Origin of the sequence: Neisseria sicca (assembly GCF_017753665.1) — a bacterium.
Lineage (GTDB): Bacteria > Pseudomonadota > Gammaproteobacteria > Burkholderiales > Neisseriaceae > Neisseria > Neisseria flava.
Genome location: NZ_CP072524.1, coordinates 818,962 through 836,341, shown reverse-complemented (window position 1 = coordinate 836,341; position 17,380 = coordinate 818,962). Strand labels below are relative to the sequence as shown.

Here is a 17,380-nt window from a genome sequence, read left to right as displayed (position 1 = left end):
TAAATGATAAAAGTTGTTTATTTAAACGAACTTTAAATATTGCGGATAGACTAGCTTATTCGTTGGAAGTTCCCGTTTCTTCGTCCTGCTTCCCGATCAAAACTTCCAGATTGGCAATGCTTTCAGGACTAATATCTTTCATGATGTCGTAGAAGTTCATATTCATTTGTCGCTGTACCCTACGGATAAATAGTGGGGCAGGGTGGCTGGGTTCCAGCGTTTCGAAGTAGATACAGATTTTTTCCAAAGCCAAATCGACATCAGCACGATTTTTGATATTCAGACGACGCCAAGCATCCGCTTCTTGAAGGGTTGATTGCTCTTGGGCAACGGTCAAAACGGGTGTTTCAGCGGGTTGTTCTGTTTGTTCAGCCTGTTGCAGCTGCGGGGTACTTCCATCGTTGTAATTGATGGCTTTGTGGATCAGGGTGAGCGGTTTTTGAATCACTTCAAAATTGAGTGAGTGTTCGTCTTGCAGCTGGGTCGAGAAAGTGTTTTGAATATCTTTCAGATGGTCTAATGCCTGGATTAAGGCAATCAATTCCGGTTTGCCGGTATCAGCACTTACCCTAATATCGAGCATCAAACGTTCTTTGCCGCCCGGATAACTTTGAGGGTCATTGCCTTGCAAGACAGAAACTGCTTCTTTAACGGTAATAGGCTGTTGGGTCAGGCCATTTACTAATAATTTGGCTGAAAATACTTCTTTGGCGATGCCATCAAGTGTCGTGAATGCACTTAATGCATTGATTCGATAAAACGGGTCGGGTTCGCCGTCCTCATCTTCGAGTTTGGGATATAGGGATTTCCAATATAGATCCACATTGGTTTTGATGGCTTCGCAGCCAGCGCAAAAGCCAACCAGCCCGTGTTTTGCGGTAAGAGCCTGTGTGTAATAGGCTAAAACATGGAGGTCTTTTGATTCAGCCAGCAGTTGATTACATAGCTTCTCTACTGTAGCCCAATCAGGTTCTTCAGCAGGAATGATGGTGTCACCATATTGACGTTCCGGTTTTCCTTCGGCAGCGCTTTGAAGCTCTAAAAAGCGGCTATCATATTCAATATTTACCCCTTCAGGGGTGTCGGCGGAAATTGGTTCAGCCCATAGAGGAAATGTACTCATCTACTTATAATCCAAATATTTTATTAAACAGAGAGCACGTCGGCTCCCCGTCTCTTTCTATATGGTTACCACTTTCGCATTCCATCCAAAAGCTACCGATGTTATCTGTTTTGGATAAAAAAATGAGGAAAGATTCAGATAGCGGATTGGTAGGTTTGTGAATTGTATCTAAGCAATCTTTTAAAACACATTTACCATTAATCAATGTTTGGTTAAAAAAATCTATATTTTTATAAAAGAAATTAATAGATTTTAACTGTTCGGAAGGAGTGTAAGGCTTTTGAAATAATATAAAAGGATATTGTCGACCTGTTTGGTCGGAGCTAAGGGCAGTTATACCTGTATAGGTTATGTTCGCAGGCAGTTTAATACAAAACAGCCAAATACGAGATGCGAAAAGTACCTTTCGGGTAAATGGAATTAACTTATCTTGGTTGGTACAACGACCAAACCATCCATCCCAAAAGTTTTTATCGTTAGCTTGGAGATTGTCAGAAACAATAAAATCACGAGATTGATTTAATTTTCCGAAAAAGTAGGTTTCTATTTGCTGCATAAATAACAATCGCGCAGTGTAAAATTAACAAAAGATAAAGTTACTTAAGGTATTAATTATGCCTTTGCCTTAAACCATATCCAATATGGCTGATGCGTATATATACTTTACCATAATTTTGGTTTATGTATTAATATATTTTTTTCTATTTAAAATAATAGGTAAGGTAATTAAGTTATGTAAAAAAGATATTTACGGAACATTTTTTATTATTTTACTGTCGTATAATACAATTTATTTGCTGTATGTTGTTTGTTATAATCAGCGAAAACAAACCCATTTTAAAATATCAGAAATTAATTTTGCCTTAATCTTCAAACCTGTGGAGATCTCAGGTTTTTCATTTTAAAAGCAATAGAAGCTCGACGGAGGGAGTAAGTGCATGGCCTCTTTCGGTAACACTTTCGGTGTTCTCATTCCTAAACCAGCCGCACCAGCCATGGTGTCTCAAGGCTCTGCCAATCCACCCGAGCCGCTGACCAATGCCGCAGGACCGGTCGATGTGATAGAAATGGTTGCCGATGTTGCTTCCACTGCCCTTTCCATAGTTGCGCCTGATTCTGCTGCAGCCGATGCAGTTGATGCCATATCCGAACTGGTTTCCCTTGCGTCCATGATACCCGGTCAGCCGGGCCCCAAGCCGCCTTCCCGTAAAATGGTCAGTGGTTTTAGCGGCGGCATGGGTATGGGCTTCGATGGCGGGGTGGTTACCTCGGGTCATGGCCACTGTATTCCTTGTAAGGTAGCTGCTGCCACAAATGTTGGTAACCCCGTAAATGCAGTGCTCGGTATCAAAGTCCTATTTGACGATACCGAGACCGACTTTGCTTTCGATTCCCCGCTTCCACTTGTTTGGCAGCGCAGCTACTATTCCGACCAAATAGGAAACGGCTGGTTGGGGCAGGGGTGGTCGCTGCCGTTCTCCATGCGTCTTGTCCGTACTGCCGACGGATTCCTTTATATTGATGAACAGGGCAGGGAAATTCCGTTGCCGGATATCAGTGACGAAGCGGACGAGCCTTATTCAGCAGCCGACGATGATGAAGACGATTTATATGAAGAAGAGGCTGCACCAAGACCTGCTTCCGCCGAAGAAGATCCCTACGGTCTGGATGACGCCTATTTTGATCCTTACGAACAAATCTTCTTTTCACAGATTTCAGACGACCTCTACCAAATCGCCTCCCCCGACGGCGGCGCACGGCTGCTGTTTGCCGAAGTCGATTCCGGCTGCGGCATTTTCCAACTGGTCGCACAACTCGACCGCAACGGCCGCCATATCCGCCTCTGCTACGACGACAACGGGCTGCCGCACAGTATTTACGACGGCAGCGGCCGACACTTCCAACCTGTATTCTCCTCCATCCGTCTGCACGACAACGATCCCGATTTCGACCCGGCCGGGGAACGGGACGTATTTATTTCCGAAGACGAACGTTTCTACGTCAACCGCCTCACTTCCGTCACCTTCAACGGTAAGGAACTGGTGCGCTACGACTACAACGGCTATGGCGATTTAACCGCCGTTTACGGACGCGACGGCAAAAAACTGCGCGGTTTCGCCTACCGCAACCACATCATGGTCGAACACAGCCAGCCCGACGGACTGGTGTCCCGCTACGAATACGACCGTTACGACACCGACGGCAAAGTGCTTAAAAGCAGCAACAACCTCGGCGAAGAATGGACGTTTGACTACCGCAAAGACCATACCGTCGTTACCGACGCATTGAGACGGACGGAAGTGTACGGTTTCGACGAAAACCGCGAACTCGTCTACCGCATCGACGCCGACGGACAACGCAGCGACAGCGAACGCGACAGCTACGGCCGCATTACCGTAGAACGCGATCCCCTCGGACGCGAAACCCGCTATCTTTACGATACCGAAGGCAACGTCATCGCCATCACCGCGCCGGACGGCAGCAGCACCCAAATCGACTACCACGAAACCCTCAACCTGCCGGTTGCCGTCAACGATCCCGCAGGCAGGATTACCGCCTACGATTACGACGAACGCGGCAACCTCGTCAGCATCACCGATCCCGCCGGTTACACCACTAGCTACGGTTACAACGCCCAATGGCTGCCCGAAACCATTACCGACGCCTTAGGCAAAACCCGACACCTACACTACGACACCCTCGATCAGCTCGTCTGCTTTACCGACTGTACCGGCGAAACCACCCGCTTCGGTTACACCGAATACGGCGATCTCGAAACCATTACCGATGCGCTGGGCCATACCACCCGCCACCACTACGACGCAGCGGGCAACCCCGTCCGTACCGACTACCCGGACGGCAGTCACGAAACCTTCGAATACGACCGCCTCAACCGACTGACCGCCCACATCGACGGACTCGGTGCCAAAACCGCCTACGAACTCGCGGTGGACGGACTGCCGCTCAAACGCACCAACGCGCTGGGCCATACCTTCGCCTACGCCTACGACAAAGCCCGCCGTCTGACCGTCCTCACCAATGAAAACGGCGAAACCTACCGTTTCGATTACGACCCGACCGACAACCTGATCCAAGAAACCGGCTGGGACGGCAAAATCACCGCCTACGGCTACGATGCCGCCGGACAACTGGTGCAGCAGACCGAATACGGCCAAAGCAATAATGAAGGTCGTCTGAAAGAGCGTCCCGAAACTTGGCACATCCACCATTTCAAACGCAACATCCTCGGCCAACTGATCGAAAAACAAAGCCGCAAAGTCTCCAGCCGCAACGGACAAAGCAAAGACGAAGGCATCAGCCGCACCCGTTTCGACTACGACCCGATTACCGGCAACCTGACCAAAGCCCGCAACCAACACAGCAGCGTCGAACTCGCCTACGACGAACTCGACCGCCTCATCGGCGAAACCACCGTCCATAACGGCCAAAGCGCCACCGTAGGCTATCAATACGACCCGTTAGGCAACCGCATCCGCACCATCCTGCCCGACGGCCGCCATATCGATTACCTGTACTACGGCAGCGGACACCTGCACCAAATCAGCCTCGACGGCGAAGTCGTCAGCGACATCGAACGCGACAAACTGCACCGAGAAATCCAAAGGACGCAGGGCAGCATCAGCAGCCTGTACGACTACGACCCCATGGGTCGTCTGAAAAGCCAGCGTACCGTCTGGAGCGGCAAACAAAACCCGCTGGCCGGCGGCGCAGTCAACCGCCGCTATGTCTACGACAAAGCCGGCAACCTGATCCAAAGTGCCGACCAAAGAAGCGGCGTCCTCAATTACATCTACGACAAAATCGGACGCATTCAGGAAGCCCGCAACAGCCAAACCGGCCGCAGCGAAACCTTCGCCTTCGACCCCGCCCACAACATCCTCGACATCCCGACATCTGCTCCCTCTCCCGTGGGAGAGGGCAAAACGACCGCTCCGATTTCAGACGACCCCAAAACTCAAGGTCGTCTGAAATCACCTGCCAACCCCAACCTTATCAGCGGCAACCGCCTCAAAGAATACAACGGCATCGAATACACCTACGACGCATTGGGCAACCTGATTTACCGCCAGCTGCCCAATGGCGAAAACCAATATTACCAATACGATTTAGAAAACCAGCTCGTCCGCGCCGAAATCAAAAAGCCCGCAGGCAATACCGAAATCTGGACCTACGCCTACGACCCGTTCGGACGACGCCTTTCCAAAGAACGCCAAGACAAACTCGCCTGGACGAGCACCGATCCGAAACGCACCCACTTCGTCTGGGACGGAACGCGATTACTTCAGGAGTACACCTACAAAGGCTGCTACACCTATATCTACACCGATCAAGACAGCTACGAACCCTTAGCTCAAGTCTTCCATAACAACCGAGACGAAGCGCAATACATCGCTTATTTCCACAATGATCAAATCGGCATACCGCGCGAGATGACCGATATCCACGGCAATCTCTTGTGGTACGGCGAATACACCGCCTGGGGTCGTCTGAAAAAGGACGAGCGGGTTTACAAAAACGCGCACCAGCCGTTCCGACTTCAAAACCAATACTTCGATGAAGAGACTGGATTGCATTACAATCTGTTCAGGTATTACGAGCCTGAGGCCGGACGGTTTGTGAATCAGGATCCGATTGGGTTGTTTGGCGGGGAGAACCTGTATCAGTTTGCGCCTAATATACAAGGCTGGATAGATCCTTGGGGGTTGGCTAAAAATAGATATAGGGTTAGAAGTGTAGCGGAGGTTGCACAATTAAGAGCGAGATTTGATAGATCAGGAGGAGTGAGGGAGCGTTATCTCAAAAAACTAGCAAGAACACCAGAGGCTACTAAAACGACCTTTGGGTGTACTGATGATGACATCGAAAAAATGAAGAAAGGTAAAGTGCCAGATGGTTTTGTTGTTCACCATAAAAAACCTCTTTTCCGTGGTGGAAACAATAGATATTCTAATCTTACATTAATGAAGGCTGATTATCATAAAAAATATAATAAGATGTTGCATTGGTATGAGCCCGGTCATAACCCATATGGTTTAAATTAGGAGGAAATAATGTTTATAGTTTGTGCATACTGTGGTAATAAGTCTGAATTAACTCAGAATGATAAAGATTTTGTTAATCAAATGATGAAAACAGGATTAAAAGTTGTTATGGTAGAGTGCCCTGTATGCCATAACAGTACGGCTTATACCGAAGATTCTTATTTAAAATCAAAAATACCAGTAGAGGATTTTGTTATTAGGTGTCCAACGCAACATTGTACTGGTTGGGTTGCGCATATTACTGGTGATAATGAGGATTTTTTTGGTTGTGGAGAATGCTCAAATACCTGGAATACAAAAGAAGCTTTAGATAAAGATATTTCTAGAATTATCCAAAAATTTTCTTATAGGAAATCAGCCTATGTAAAGGAAAAAGGTGGCTGGATAGGAGCACCCCAAAAAGAAGAGGATCCTAATTATGTGGATTTGGTTGAGCAGGAACCTTTTGAAATTTAAGTAAGAACGTAGTCTGTCTAAATACCTTTTCTGTAGGTCTGAATGTTGGATAACCTTTAAAATGCAAGCTGTATTTGCATAAAGTGTCAGAAAGCCGTGGTCTACATAAAATTTTCAAATTCATAGGTAGCAAGCCGTAGCCCGCATGAAACCTCCAATCCCGACGTAGGGTGCGTGCGGTACGCACGCACGCGGTTTCTGTTCAAATGACCTCAGTCTCTTCGGGTTACCTGAAAAAGTGCAGGCTGCTTTTCAAAGCTCCAAAACGGTTCAAAAGCAGCCTGCACATTTACCCCCTCTCCCGTGGGAGAGGGTCGGGGAGAGGGCAAAGCGACCGCCCCGATTTCAGACGACCCCCAAACTCAAGGTCGTCTGAAATCCCCTGCCAATCCAAACCTTATCAGCGGCAACCGCCTCAAAGAATACAACGGCATCGAATACACCTACGACGCCCTGGGCAACCTGATTTACCGTCAGCTGCCCGACGGCGAGAACCAATATTACCAATACGATTTAGAAAACCAACTCGTCCGCGCCGAAATCAAAAAGCCCGCAGGCAATACCGAGATTTGGACATACGCCTACGACCCGTTCGGACGACGCCTTTCCAAAGAACGCCAAGACAAACTCGCCTGGACCAGTACCGAACCGAAACGCACCCACTTCGTCTGGGACGGCAGCCGCCTATTGCAGGAGTACACCTACAAAGGCAGCTATACCTATATCTACACCGACCAAGACAGCTACGAACCGCTGGCGCAAATCTTTGACAACGCCAAAGATGGCAAACAATACCTCAGCTATTTCCATACCGACCAAATCGGCATACCAAGGGAGATGACCGACATCCACGGCAATCTCTTATGGTACGGCGAATATACCGCTTGGGGTCGTCTGAAAAAAGATGAGCGGGTTTACAAGAACGCACATCAGCCGTTTAGATTGCAAAACCAATACTTCGATGAAGAGACCGGGCTGCATTACAACCTGATGCGGTATTACGAGCCTGAGGTCGGGCGGTTTGTGAATCAGGATCCGATTGGGCTTTTTGGTGGTGATAACCTGTATCAGTTTGCACCGAATACTCAGGATTGGATTGATCCATGGGGTTTAGTTAAACTTGGGGGTGTTGCTCCCTATGGCTCAAAAAAACATGTAGGAGACAATCTTGATGCTCATGAAATGTTACGAAATGCCTTTCTTAAGGATAGCCCTTTAACGACAATTACCAATCGTCAAGGAGCTAAAGGTAATCCGGCAATGGGGCTTACAAAAGATCTACATAGAGCGGTTCATGATGCAGAAGCTCGGCTAAGGGCTGCAAAAGGAATGGGAAGGAATGATTATTTTAAACGTGGTAAAGACGAAATTAGAATTATGTATAGAGCAATGCAGGAGGTCTTAGTTGAAAATAAAAAAGTTATTACACAAAATCAACTAAGACAAATGCGTAAACAGGCAATAAAATTTGCTAAAAAACATAAATGCTATTAAGGAAATTTAAATGTCAAAATTACTTTTTACTTCTTCCAAAACGCCACATAGTATTGGTTATATTGGAGGAGGAGCTGAACATATTCCGTTAGAATTATGGCCTAAAGTTCCAAATTCTGATGCCTATCAAACGCATCTGTTTACTCTTTATTCTGACTTTTTACCTGAAAATGTATTCCCTCGTAGAAATTATTATATCTCTGTTTTTATTTCCATAGAGGAGCATGCACTGGGAGGAGTAAAAGACTCTATTTCATCCAAATATACTGTTAATTGTCAGGATGATTTAATTTTACTAAATGATGGTTTTAGTTGTGCTGTTCTTTATGAAAGGGAACAAGATATCGGCAAGCAAGATTTAGGAAGTATTTCTTTGGAAAGAAAATTTTTTGAAAGACTTGATGAAGTTGATAAAGAAGCCGATGCGAAATTCAATGAAATTGAACATTTATTCTTTGAAGATAATGGGATGGGATTGGATGTATCCAAAATTTTTGGTAATCCTTATTTTGAGCAAGATATAATATATCCTCCTCCTAAGTTTAATTTTTGCTTGCAATTATTAGAAGAAGATATAGATAAAAAGTTACATATTTTTCAGAATGGTATTGGTTATTTTTATTATGACCAAAATGTTAAGAAAAAACTTCTATCTGGAAGTCAAGCAGGTATTTTCTTTATTCAAAATACTTAATAATTAACATGAAACCTTCAGTCCTGATGTAGGATATGTGTGGTGCGCATACCAGCGGTTTTTGCTTTTTCAGATGACTTCAATACTTTCTTTGAGGTCGTCTGAAATATTCGCTCTTTAATAACCTCATTACTAGTCAGCATATAGGTCGTCTGAAGCACAACTTTCAGACGGCCTTTGTTGTATTGTGTTCAACCGCCGCTACACCTACGACGCACTGGGCAACCTGATCTACCGCCAGTTGCCTAATGGCGAAAACCAATATTACCAATACGACCTCGAAAACCAACTCGTCCGCGCCGAAATCAAAAAGCCAATCGGCAATACCGAGATCTGGACATACGCCTACGACCCGTTTGGCAGAAGGCTTTCCAAAGAGCGCCAAGACAAACTCGCCTGGACGAGTACCGAACCGAAACGCACCCACTTCGTCTGGGACGGAACGCGATTACTTCAGGAGTACACCTACAAAGGCAGCTACACCTATATCTATACCGACCAAGACAGCTACGAACCGCTGGCACAAATCTTTGACAACGCCAAAGACGGCAAACAATACCTCGCCTATTTCCACACCGACCAAGTCGGCATCCCGCGCGAGATGACCGACATTCATGGTAATCTGTTGTGGTACGGCGAATACACCGCCTGGGGTCGTCTGAAAAAGGACGGGCGGGTTTACAAGGATGCGCACCAGCCGTTCCGACTGCAAAACCAATACTTTGATGAAGAGACCGGACTGCATTACAACCTGATGTGCTATTACGAGCCTGAGGCCGGGCGGTTTGTGAATCAGGACCCGATTAAATTAATTGGTGGAGATAATTTATATCAGTTTGCACCGAATTCTATTGGGTGGATTGATACTTTAGGTTTAGCACGTAGAGGAACTTACAGAGGAGAGAGAGGGAGCCATAAAGGAGGAGAAACTAATCACTCTCCAGCTTGGGGAGCATATAAAGATTTACCAAATAGACCATCTTATGGTTCTGCACCTGCGTATCATATGGATAAAGCAGATCATAGAGGCATGTCAAGTACAGGGAGTTCAACTACTGCTCGTCGTTGGAGAGCGCAACAAAGACAATTTATCCTTCAAGGTCGATGGGATTTGGCTATGGAGATGGATATTATTGAGACTAAGAGGAAATTTATAGATAAATATGATAAGAGATTGAGAAGGATGGTGCGAGAAGCCGTTAGACAGAAATTAATCACTAAATATCAAGCATCTAAACTAAGAAAGGTCATTGGAAAATGCAAGTGAATGAAGTTAAAATTATTCCTTTTAAAGGCATAGATTTAGGTAATCGTTTTTTTCAACTTGGAAATACGATGGAGCAAATTATTGCTAAATATGGAAAGGCAGCAAAGGTTATAGAAGATAACATTCTTAAAATTACTTCTGAATATAGAGATGCCTGCACATTAGAATATAAAAATAATAAATTAGTTAGCATTATTTGTAGTAAACATCTGAATCCAATATTTGATAATTTAAATCTTTTTGAGCCTGAAAATATTAAAAAATTAAAAGAAGAATATGATTGCATTGATGGAAAAGCATATATTACATTTCCTACTTTAGGTATTTCCATAGGTGGCATGTCCAAAAAAAGGATACCTGAAGGTAAAGTTGTTATAGTCTTCGTAAAAGAGGAGATAGATACTTATGAATTTTTTGCTAATGAGGATTGAGAAGCTGTCGCTCGCTTAAATCCAAGCCGTAGCCTGTATAAACTCTTAAGTCCTGACGTAGAGGGTGTGCGGTATGCACGCACACGGTTTCTGTTTTTCAGACGACCTCACTATCTTCTTTGAGGTCGTCTGAATTATTTGTTCTTTAACAATCTTATTAGCAGTTAACATAGAGGTTGTCTGAAAACCAAATTTCAGACGACCTCTACCAAATCGCCTCCCTTGACGGCGGCGCACGGCTGCCGTTTGCTGAAGTCGATTCAGGCTACGGCGATTTGACCGCCGTTTACGGACGCGACGGCAAAAAACTGCGCGGTTTCACCTACCGCAACCACATCATGGTCGAACACAGCCAGCCCGACGGACTGGTGTCCCGCTACGAATACGACCGTTACGACACCGACGGCAAAGTGCTTAAAAGCAGCAACAACCTCGGCGAAGAATGGACGTTTGACTACCGCAAAGACCATACCGTCGTTACCGACGCATTGAGACGGACGGAAGTGTACGGTTTCGACGAAAACCGCGAACTCGTCTACCGCATCGACGCCGACGGACAACGCAGCGACAGCGAACGCGACAGCTACGGCCGCATTACCGTAGAACGCGACCCGCTCGGACGCGAAACCCGCTATCTCTACGATACCGAAGGCAACGTCATCGCCATCACCGCGCCGGACGGCAGCAGCACCCAAATCGACTACCACGAAACCCTCAACCTGCCGGTTGCCGTCAACGATCCCGCAGGCAGGATTACCGCCTATACCTACGACGGACGCGGCAATCTCATCAGCATCACCGACCCCGCCGGTTACACTACCAGCTACGGCTACAACGCCCAATGGCTGCCCGAAACCATTACCGACGCCTTAGGCAAAACCCGACGCCTACACTACGACACCCTCGACCAACTCGTCAGCTTTACCGACTGTACCGGCGAAACCACCCGCTTCGGTTACACCGAATACGGCGATCTTGAAACCGTTACCGATGCGCTGGGCCATACCACCCGCCACCACTATGACGCAGCGGGCAACCCCGTCCGTACCGACTATCCCGACGGCAGTCACGAAACCTTCGAATACGACCGCCTCAACCGTCTGACCGCCCACATCGACGGACTCGGTGCCAAAACCGCCTACGAACTCGCAGTGGACGGATTGCCGCTCAAACGCACCAACGCACTGGGCCATACCTTCGCCTACGCCTACGACAAAGCCCGCCGTCTGACCGTCCTCACCAACGAAAACGGCGAAACCTACCGTCTCAATTACGACCAAACCGACAACCTGATCCAAGAAACCGGCTGGGACGGCAAAATCACCGCCTACGGCTACGATGCCGCCGGACAACTGGTCCAACAGACCGAATACGGCCAAAGTACCGATAAAGGTCGTCTGAAAGACCGTCCTGAGACTTGGCACATCCATCATTTCAAACGCAACATTCTCGGCCAACTGATCGAAAAACAAAGCCGCAAAGTCTCCAGCCGCAACGGACAAAGCAAAGACGAAGGCATCAGCCGCACCCGTTTCGACTACGACCCGATTACCGGCAACCTGACCAAAGCCCGCAACCAACACAGCAGCGTCGAACTCGCCTACGACGAACTCGACCGCCTCATCGGCGAAACCACCGTCCATAACGGCCAAAGCGCCACCGTAGGCTATCAATACGACCCGTTAGGCAACCGCATCCGCACCATCCTGCCCGACGGCCGCCATATCGATTACCTGTACTACGGCAGCGGACACCTGCACCAAATCAGTCTCGACGGCGAAGTCATCAGCGACATCGAACGCGACAAACTGCACCGCGAAATCCAAAGGACGCAGGGCAGCATCAGCAGTCTGTACGACTACGACCCCATGGGTCGTCTGAAAAGCCAGCGTACCGTCCGGAGCGGCACACCAACACCCCGAGGCAAACAAAACCCGCTGGTCGGCGGCGCCATCAACCGCCGCTACGCCTACGACAAAGCCGGCAACCTGATTCAAAGTGCAGACCAAAGAAGCGGCGTCCTTAATTACGTTTACGACAAAATCGGACGGATTCAGGAAGCCCGCAACAGCCAAACCGGCCGCAGCGAAACCTTCGCCTTCGACCCCGCCCACAACATCCTCGACATCCCAACATCTACTCCCTCTCCCGTGGGAGAGGGCTGGGGAGAGGGCAAAACGACCGCCCTGGTTTCAGACGACCCCCAAACTCAAGGTCGTCTGAAATCACCTGCCAACCACAACCTTACCGCCGGCAACCGCCTCAAAGAATACAACGGCATCGAATACACCTACGACGCATTGGGCAACCTGATCTACCGCCAGCTGCCCGACGGCGAAAACCAATATTACCAATACGATTTAGAAAACCAACTCGTCCGCGCCGAAATCAAAAAGCCCGCCGGCAATACCGAAATTTGGGCATACGCCTACGACCCGTTCGGCAGAAGGCTTTCCAAAGAACGCCAAGACAAACTCGCCTGGACGAGTACCGAACCGAAACGCACCCACTTCGTCTGGGACGGAACGCGATTACTTCAGGAGTACACCTACAAAGGCAGCTACACCTATATCTACACCGATCAAGACAGCTACGAACCGCTGGCGCAAGTCTTTGACAACGCCAAAGACGGCAAACAATACATCGCCTATTTCCACACCGACCAAGTCGGTATACCGCGCGAGATGACCGACATCCATGGTAATCTCTTATGGTACGGCGAATACACCGCCTGGGGTCGTCTGAAAAAGGACGAATGCGTCTATCGGAACGCGCATCAGCCGTTCAGATTGCAGAACCAATACTTCGATGAAGAGACTGGACTGCACTACAACCTGATGCGCTATTACGAGCCTGAGGCGGGGCGGTTTGTGAATCAGGACCCGATTGGACTGTTGGGTGGAGAGAATCTGTATCAGTTTGCGCCGAATGCGGCTATGTGGCTTGACCCTTGGGGGTTAGCAAAATTCGGTTCTGGGAAAGGTACACATAATGCAATTGTTAGTCATTTTGATAGTAAGGGTAATCTTGTGGGGCAGCCACGTTCCTATCAAAGTGGAGGTATGACTCCAGAGGAAAAGGCATTAGGTTTTCCTAGATCAACTTTGGCCACTCATACAGAAAATAGAGCGATGCGAGATTTAACGCCGCACTTGAAGCCTGGAGATACAGTGAGAATTAAAGGAGAGTACCCAGCATGTCCTAGTTGTAAAGGGGCTATGAATAGAGCACATGAAAAAACGGGGGCCAGGATAATTTATGAAGCTCCAGGGACTGAACCATGGGAAGCAGGAAAAAGTAAAAAAAGAACTCGTAAAGCACCTCGCCCAGCTGGAAAAAAACGACAAACACCTCCACCTAGAAAATGTTAAGAAACAATATGATAAGGAATTGTTTATGGAAATTATTTCAAGAAATACGTATTACAAAATAGAAGATGATATTCTTACTATTGCATTTGCAGATAGTGAAAAACCTAATCCTGATAATTACTTAATCTTGCAAAGAGAAGTTGATGACTTAGAATACTATTATTATGAAATTAATAGTCAACAATATTCAGGGGTAGGTGGCTTCAAAAAGGTAGAAATTTATTCTGATAAATTAGTTATTTATTTTCAAGAAAATCAAAAAATTTATCAAAATGGTATTAAAAATCTAATTATAATATATCGACCTGATAAAGAATTAAATGAATATATTGAGTATATTTTTGGAGAATCTGATTGTGAAGTTGTAGTTTACTAAATTTAAAAAATAATGACGGTAAGGCTACAATATCTAAAAAACAATAATAAAAGGATTAGGAAAATATTGAAGAAAATATCTTTCTATCCAAAAAAATTATGGAGTATACTTTTATGTTCAAATTAAAATTATTTCCCGATGATTTTTTTAATATATGTATTAAACGTAAAGTAGAAATTAAAAAGTTAGATAAACTTCCTAAGCTGGATAATAACTATTTGTTATTTATTGCTAAGTATCAGGAAGTAGAAATAATACCTGATATTTCTCTTTTTAATTATGAAGAGGCTTTAAATGAAAATAGATACTTAGAGTGTAATTATTCCGAAATATCAAGGTGTTTTTGGGGTATTGGACAAGCGGGACAGGGAGATGGATGGTTTTTAAATAAAATAGATAATACCATTTTTCATTATAATCATGATGCTGGAGAGTATACCAAATCTGGATTTACAAATTTAGGGATAGGTTTCCCACAATTTATCCAGTTGGCTTTGTTATACCGAGATTTAGAACACCTATTAGATGAGGGAGAGACACTTACGGATAATATAAAAACTGAGTTTATAAATTCAGTAAATAGTATAAGTAATAATTTGTTTAATGTTTATCCATTTAAGTATTTTTAATTGGAATATTCAATAAATTTATTAAGCAAGTCATAGCCCGTACAAAAGCTTTAGTCCTGATATTAGGGTATTTGCGGAACGCACGCACGTGGTTTCCGCTTTTCAGACGACCTCAATACTTTCTTTGAGGTCGTCTGAAATATTTAATATTTGTTCTTTAACAATCTCAACCGACTACCCCGACGGCAGTCACGAAACCTTCGAATACGACCGCCTCAACCGTCTGACCGCCCACATTGACGGACTCGGTGCCAAAACCGCCTACGAACTCGCGGTGGACGGACTGCCGCTCAAACGCACCAACGCGCTGGGCCATACCTTCGCCTACGCCTACGACAAAGCCCGCCGTCTGACCGTCCTCACCAATGAAAACGGCGAAACCTACCGTTTCGATTACGACCCGACCGACAACCTGATCCAAGAAACCGGCTGGGACGGCAAAATCACCGCCTACGGCTACGATGCCGCCGGACAACTGGTGCAGCAGACCGAATACGGCCAAAGCAATAATGAAGGTCGTCTGAAAGAGCGTCCCGAAACTTGGCACATCCACCATTTCAAACGCAACATCCTCGGCCAACTGATCGAAAAACAAAGCCGCAAAGTCTCCAGCCGCAACGGACAAAGCAAAGACGAAGGCATCAGCCGCACCCGTTTCGACTACGACCCGATTACCGGCAACCTGACCAAAGCCCGCAACCAACACAGCAGCGTCGAACTCGCCTACGACGAACTCGACCGCCTCATCGGCGAAACCACCGTCCATAACGGCCAAAGCGCCACCGTAGGCTATCAATACGACCCGTTAGGCAACCGCATCCGCACCATCCTGCCCGACGGCCGCCATATCGATTACCTGTACTACGGCAGCGGACACCTGCACCAAATCAGCCTCGACGGCGAAGTCGTCAGCGACATCGAACGCGACAAACTGCACCGAGAAATCCAAAGGACGCAGGGCAGCATCAGCAGCCTGTACGACTACGACCCCATGGGTCGTCTGAAAAGCCAGCGTACCGTCTGGAGCGGCAAACAAAACCCGCTGGCCGGCGGCGCAGTCAACCGCCGCTATGTCTACGACAAAGCCGGCAACCTGATCCAAAGTGCCGACCAAAGAAGCGGCGTCCTCAATTACATCTACGACAAAATCGGACGCATTCAGGAAGCCCGCAACAGCCAAACCGGCCGCAGCGAAACCTTCGCCTTCGACCCCGCCCACAACATCCTCGACATCCCGACATCTGCTCCCTCTCCCGTGGGAGAGGGCAAAACGACCGCTCCGATTTCAGACGACCCCAAAACTCAAGGTCGTCTGAAATCACCTGCCAACCCCAACCTTATCAGCGGCAACCGCCTCAAAGAATACAACGGCATCGAATACACCTACGACGCATTGGGCAACCTGATTTACCGCCAGCTGCCCAATGGCGAAAACCAATATTACCAATACGATTTAGAAAACCAGCTCGTCCGCGCCGAAATCAAAAAGCCCGCAGGCAATACCGAAATCTGGACCTACGCCTACGACCCGTTCGGACGACGCCTTTCCAAAGAACGCCAAGACAAACTCGCCTGGACGAGCACCGATCCGAAACGCACCCACTTCGTCTGGGACGGAACACGATTACTTCAGGAGTATACCTACAAAGGCTGCTACACCTATATCTACACCGACCAAGACAGCTACGAACCCTTAGCCCAAGTTTTTCACAACAACCAAGACGAAGGGCGATACCTCGCCTATTTCCACAACGACCAAGTCGGTATCCCGAGGGAGATGACCGACATCCACGGCAATCTCCTATGGTACGGCGAATACACCGCTTGGGGTCGTCTGAAAAAGGATGAGCGGGTTTATAAGGATGCGCATCAGCCGTTCAGATTGCAAAACCAGTATTACGATGAAGAGACAGGGCTGCATTACAATCTGTTCAGGTATTACGAACCCGAGGCCGGTCGGTTTGTGAATCAGGACCCGATTGGGTTAGATGGTGGAGCTAATTTTTATCAATTTGCCACCAATGCTCAAATTTGGTTAGATCCATTGGGATTAAAAAAATATTCTGTTTATGGATTGTATAGGCCAGGGGATAGTAAACCTTTTTATATCGGTATTACGGATAATATAAAGACGCGTGCAAAACAACACAGGAAATCAGGAAGATTAGTTGGAACAGAACGCTTAGTAGAATTATATAGCGATTTGGATTACGAAACCGCCCGTGGATATGAGGAAGGCTGTATTCGACAACATGGAACACTGACAGGAAAAAAACTTAAAAAAGGTCAGAAAAGTAATTTTAATCCTAAAAAAACTAAAACCAGAGGAAATAAATGTCATTCATTTGTTGAGAATAAGACCCGTGATGCCAAAAGACAAAAAGCAATGGTTGCAGGAAGAGACCATATTCTCAAAAATGGTTGTAAAAATCTTCCAATAATTTAACATTCTATGCTATAGAAAAGGAAAAGTATT

Annotated in this window: 12 protein-coding genes and 1 pseudogene; 11 read left to right on the top strand and 2 right to left on the bottom strand. The window is 46.8% G+C overall.

The window, feature by feature from the left end; translation table 11 throughout:
* Positions 1 to 55: 55 nt before the first annotated feature.
* Complete coding sequence (gene tssA, locus J7445_RS03880; RefSeq protein ID WP_070490935.1) at positions 56 to 1,123, bottom strand: type VI secretion system protein TssA; 1,068 nt, start codon at positions 1,121 to 1,123, stop codon at positions 56 to 58.
* A 4-nt stretch (positions 1,124 to 1,127) separates the two neighbouring features.
* A complete protein-coding gene (locus J7445_RS03875; protein ID WP_070655625.1) occupies positions 1,128 to 1,679 on the bottom strand; it encodes a TagF domain-containing protein in 552 nt (183 codons plus the stop codon).
* 382 nt (positions 1,680 to 2,061) lie between these two features.
* Between J7445_RS03875 and J7445_RS03870 the strand changes: the two genes are divergently transcribed.
* The 11 genes and pseudogenes from J7445_RS03870 to J7445_RS12140 all read left to right on the top strand — a co-directional run bounded on the left by J7445_RS03870 (position 2,062) and on the right by J7445_RS12140 (position 17,350).
* Positions 2,062 to 6,186 carry a DUF6531 domain-containing protein gene (locus J7445_RS03870; RefSeq protein WP_244969510.1) on the top strand — a complete coding sequence of 1,375 codons (4,125 nt, stop codon included), beginning with the start codon at positions 2,062 to 2,064 and terminating at the stop codon, positions 6,184 to 6,186.
* Between the two features lie 9 nt (positions 6,187 to 6,195).
* Positions 6,196 to 6,642 (top strand): hypothetical protein, encoded by a 447-nt coding sequence (locus J7445_RS03865; RefSeq protein ID WP_107863932.1) that lies wholly within the window; start codon positions 6,196 to 6,198, stop codon positions 6,640 to 6,642.
* Positions 6,643 to 6,945: 303 nt separating this feature from the next.
* Positions 6,946 to 8,136, top strand: coding sequence for an RHS repeat domain-containing protein (locus J7445_RS03860; protein WP_244969509.1), 1,191 nt, complete (start codon positions 6,946 to 6,948; stop codon positions 8,134 to 8,136).
* Between the two features lie 10 nt (positions 8,137 to 8,146).
* The gene (locus J7445_RS03855; RefSeq protein WP_146736938.1) at positions 8,147 to 8,830 is read left to right on the top strand and encodes a hypothetical protein; all 684 of its coding nucleotides are present in this window, start codon (positions 8,147 to 8,149) and stop codon (positions 8,828 to 8,830) included.
* Positions 8,831 to 9,017: 187 nt separating this feature from the next.
* Positions 9,018 to 10,097, top strand: coding sequence for an RHS repeat domain-containing protein (locus J7445_RS12150; RefSeq protein WP_244969508.1), 1,080 nt, complete (start codon positions 9,018 to 9,020; stop codon positions 10,095 to 10,097).
* Positions 10,088 to 10,528, top strand: a complete 441-nt coding sequence (locus J7445_RS03845; protein ID WP_053090213.1) for a hypothetical protein — start codon at positions 10,088 to 10,090, stop codon at positions 10,526 to 10,528. The genes J7445_RS12150 and J7445_RS03845 overlap by 10 nt, the downstream gene beginning before the upstream one ends.
* Before the next feature lie 338 nt (positions 10,529 to 10,866).
* Positions 10,867 to 11,586, top strand: a pseudogene (locus J7445_RS12630) (DUF6531 domain-containing protein); the annotation flags it as partial.
* Positions 11,587 to 11,679: 93 nt separating this feature from the next.
* The gene (locus J7445_RS12460; RefSeq protein ID WP_483407005.1) at positions 11,680 to 13,899 is read left to right on the top strand and encodes an RHS repeat-associated core domain-containing protein; all 2,220 of its coding nucleotides are present in this window, start codon (positions 11,680 to 11,682) and stop codon (positions 13,897 to 13,899) included.
* Between the two features lie 25 nt (positions 13,900 to 13,924).
* On the top strand, positions 13,925 to 14,275 hold the full coding sequence (locus J7445_RS03825; protein WP_209283170.1) for an Imm10 family immunity protein: 351 nt from the start codon (positions 13,925 to 13,927) through the stop codon (positions 14,273 to 14,275).
* A 113-nt stretch (positions 14,276 to 14,388) separates the two neighbouring features.
* Positions 14,389 to 14,904 (top strand): hypothetical protein, encoded by a 516-nt coding sequence (locus J7445_RS03820; RefSeq protein WP_209283169.1) that lies wholly within the window; start codon positions 14,389 to 14,391, stop codon positions 14,902 to 14,904.
* Between the two features lie 88 nt (positions 14,905 to 14,992).
* A complete protein-coding gene (locus tag J7445_RS12140) occupies positions 14,993 to 17,350 on the top strand; it encodes an RHS repeat-associated core domain-containing protein (RefSeq protein WP_244969506.1) in 2,358 nt (785 codons plus the stop codon).
* The last annotated feature ends 30 nt before the right edge of the window (positions 17,351 to 17,380 follow it).

Excerpts from the sequence above, each read along its gene's own strand:
- J7445_RS03820 (WP_209283169.1), top strand. The coding sequence starts at position 14,389 with ATGTTCAAATTAAAATTATTTCCCGATGATTTTTTTAATATATGTATT.
- J7445_RS03845 (WP_053090213.1), top strand. The coding sequence starts at position 10,088 with ATGCAAGTGAATGAAGTTAAAATTATTCCTTTTAAAGGCATAGATTTA.
- J7445_RS03825 (WP_209283170.1), top strand. The coding sequence starts at position 13,925 with ATGGAAATTATTTCAAGAAATACGTATTACAAAATAGAAGATGATATT.
- J7445_RS03870 (WP_244969510.1), top strand. The coding sequence starts at position 2,062 with ATGGCCTCTTTCGGTAACACTTTCGGTGTTCTCATTCCTAAACCAGCC.
- J7445_RS03875 (WP_070655625.1), bottom strand. The coding sequence starts at position 1,679 with ATGCAGCAAATAGAAACCTACTTTTTCGGAAAATTAAATCAATCTCGT.
- J7445_RS03865 (WP_107863932.1), top strand. The coding sequence starts at position 6,196 with ATGTTTATAGTTTGTGCATACTGTGGTAATAAGTCTGAATTAACTCAG.
- J7445_RS03855 (WP_146736938.1), top strand. The coding sequence starts at position 8,147 with ATGTCAAAATTACTTTTTACTTCTTCCAAAACGCCACATAGTATTGGT.
- tssA (WP_070490935.1), bottom strand. The coding sequence starts at position 1,123 with ATGAGTACATTTCCTCTATGGGCTGAACCAATTTCCGCCGACACCCCT.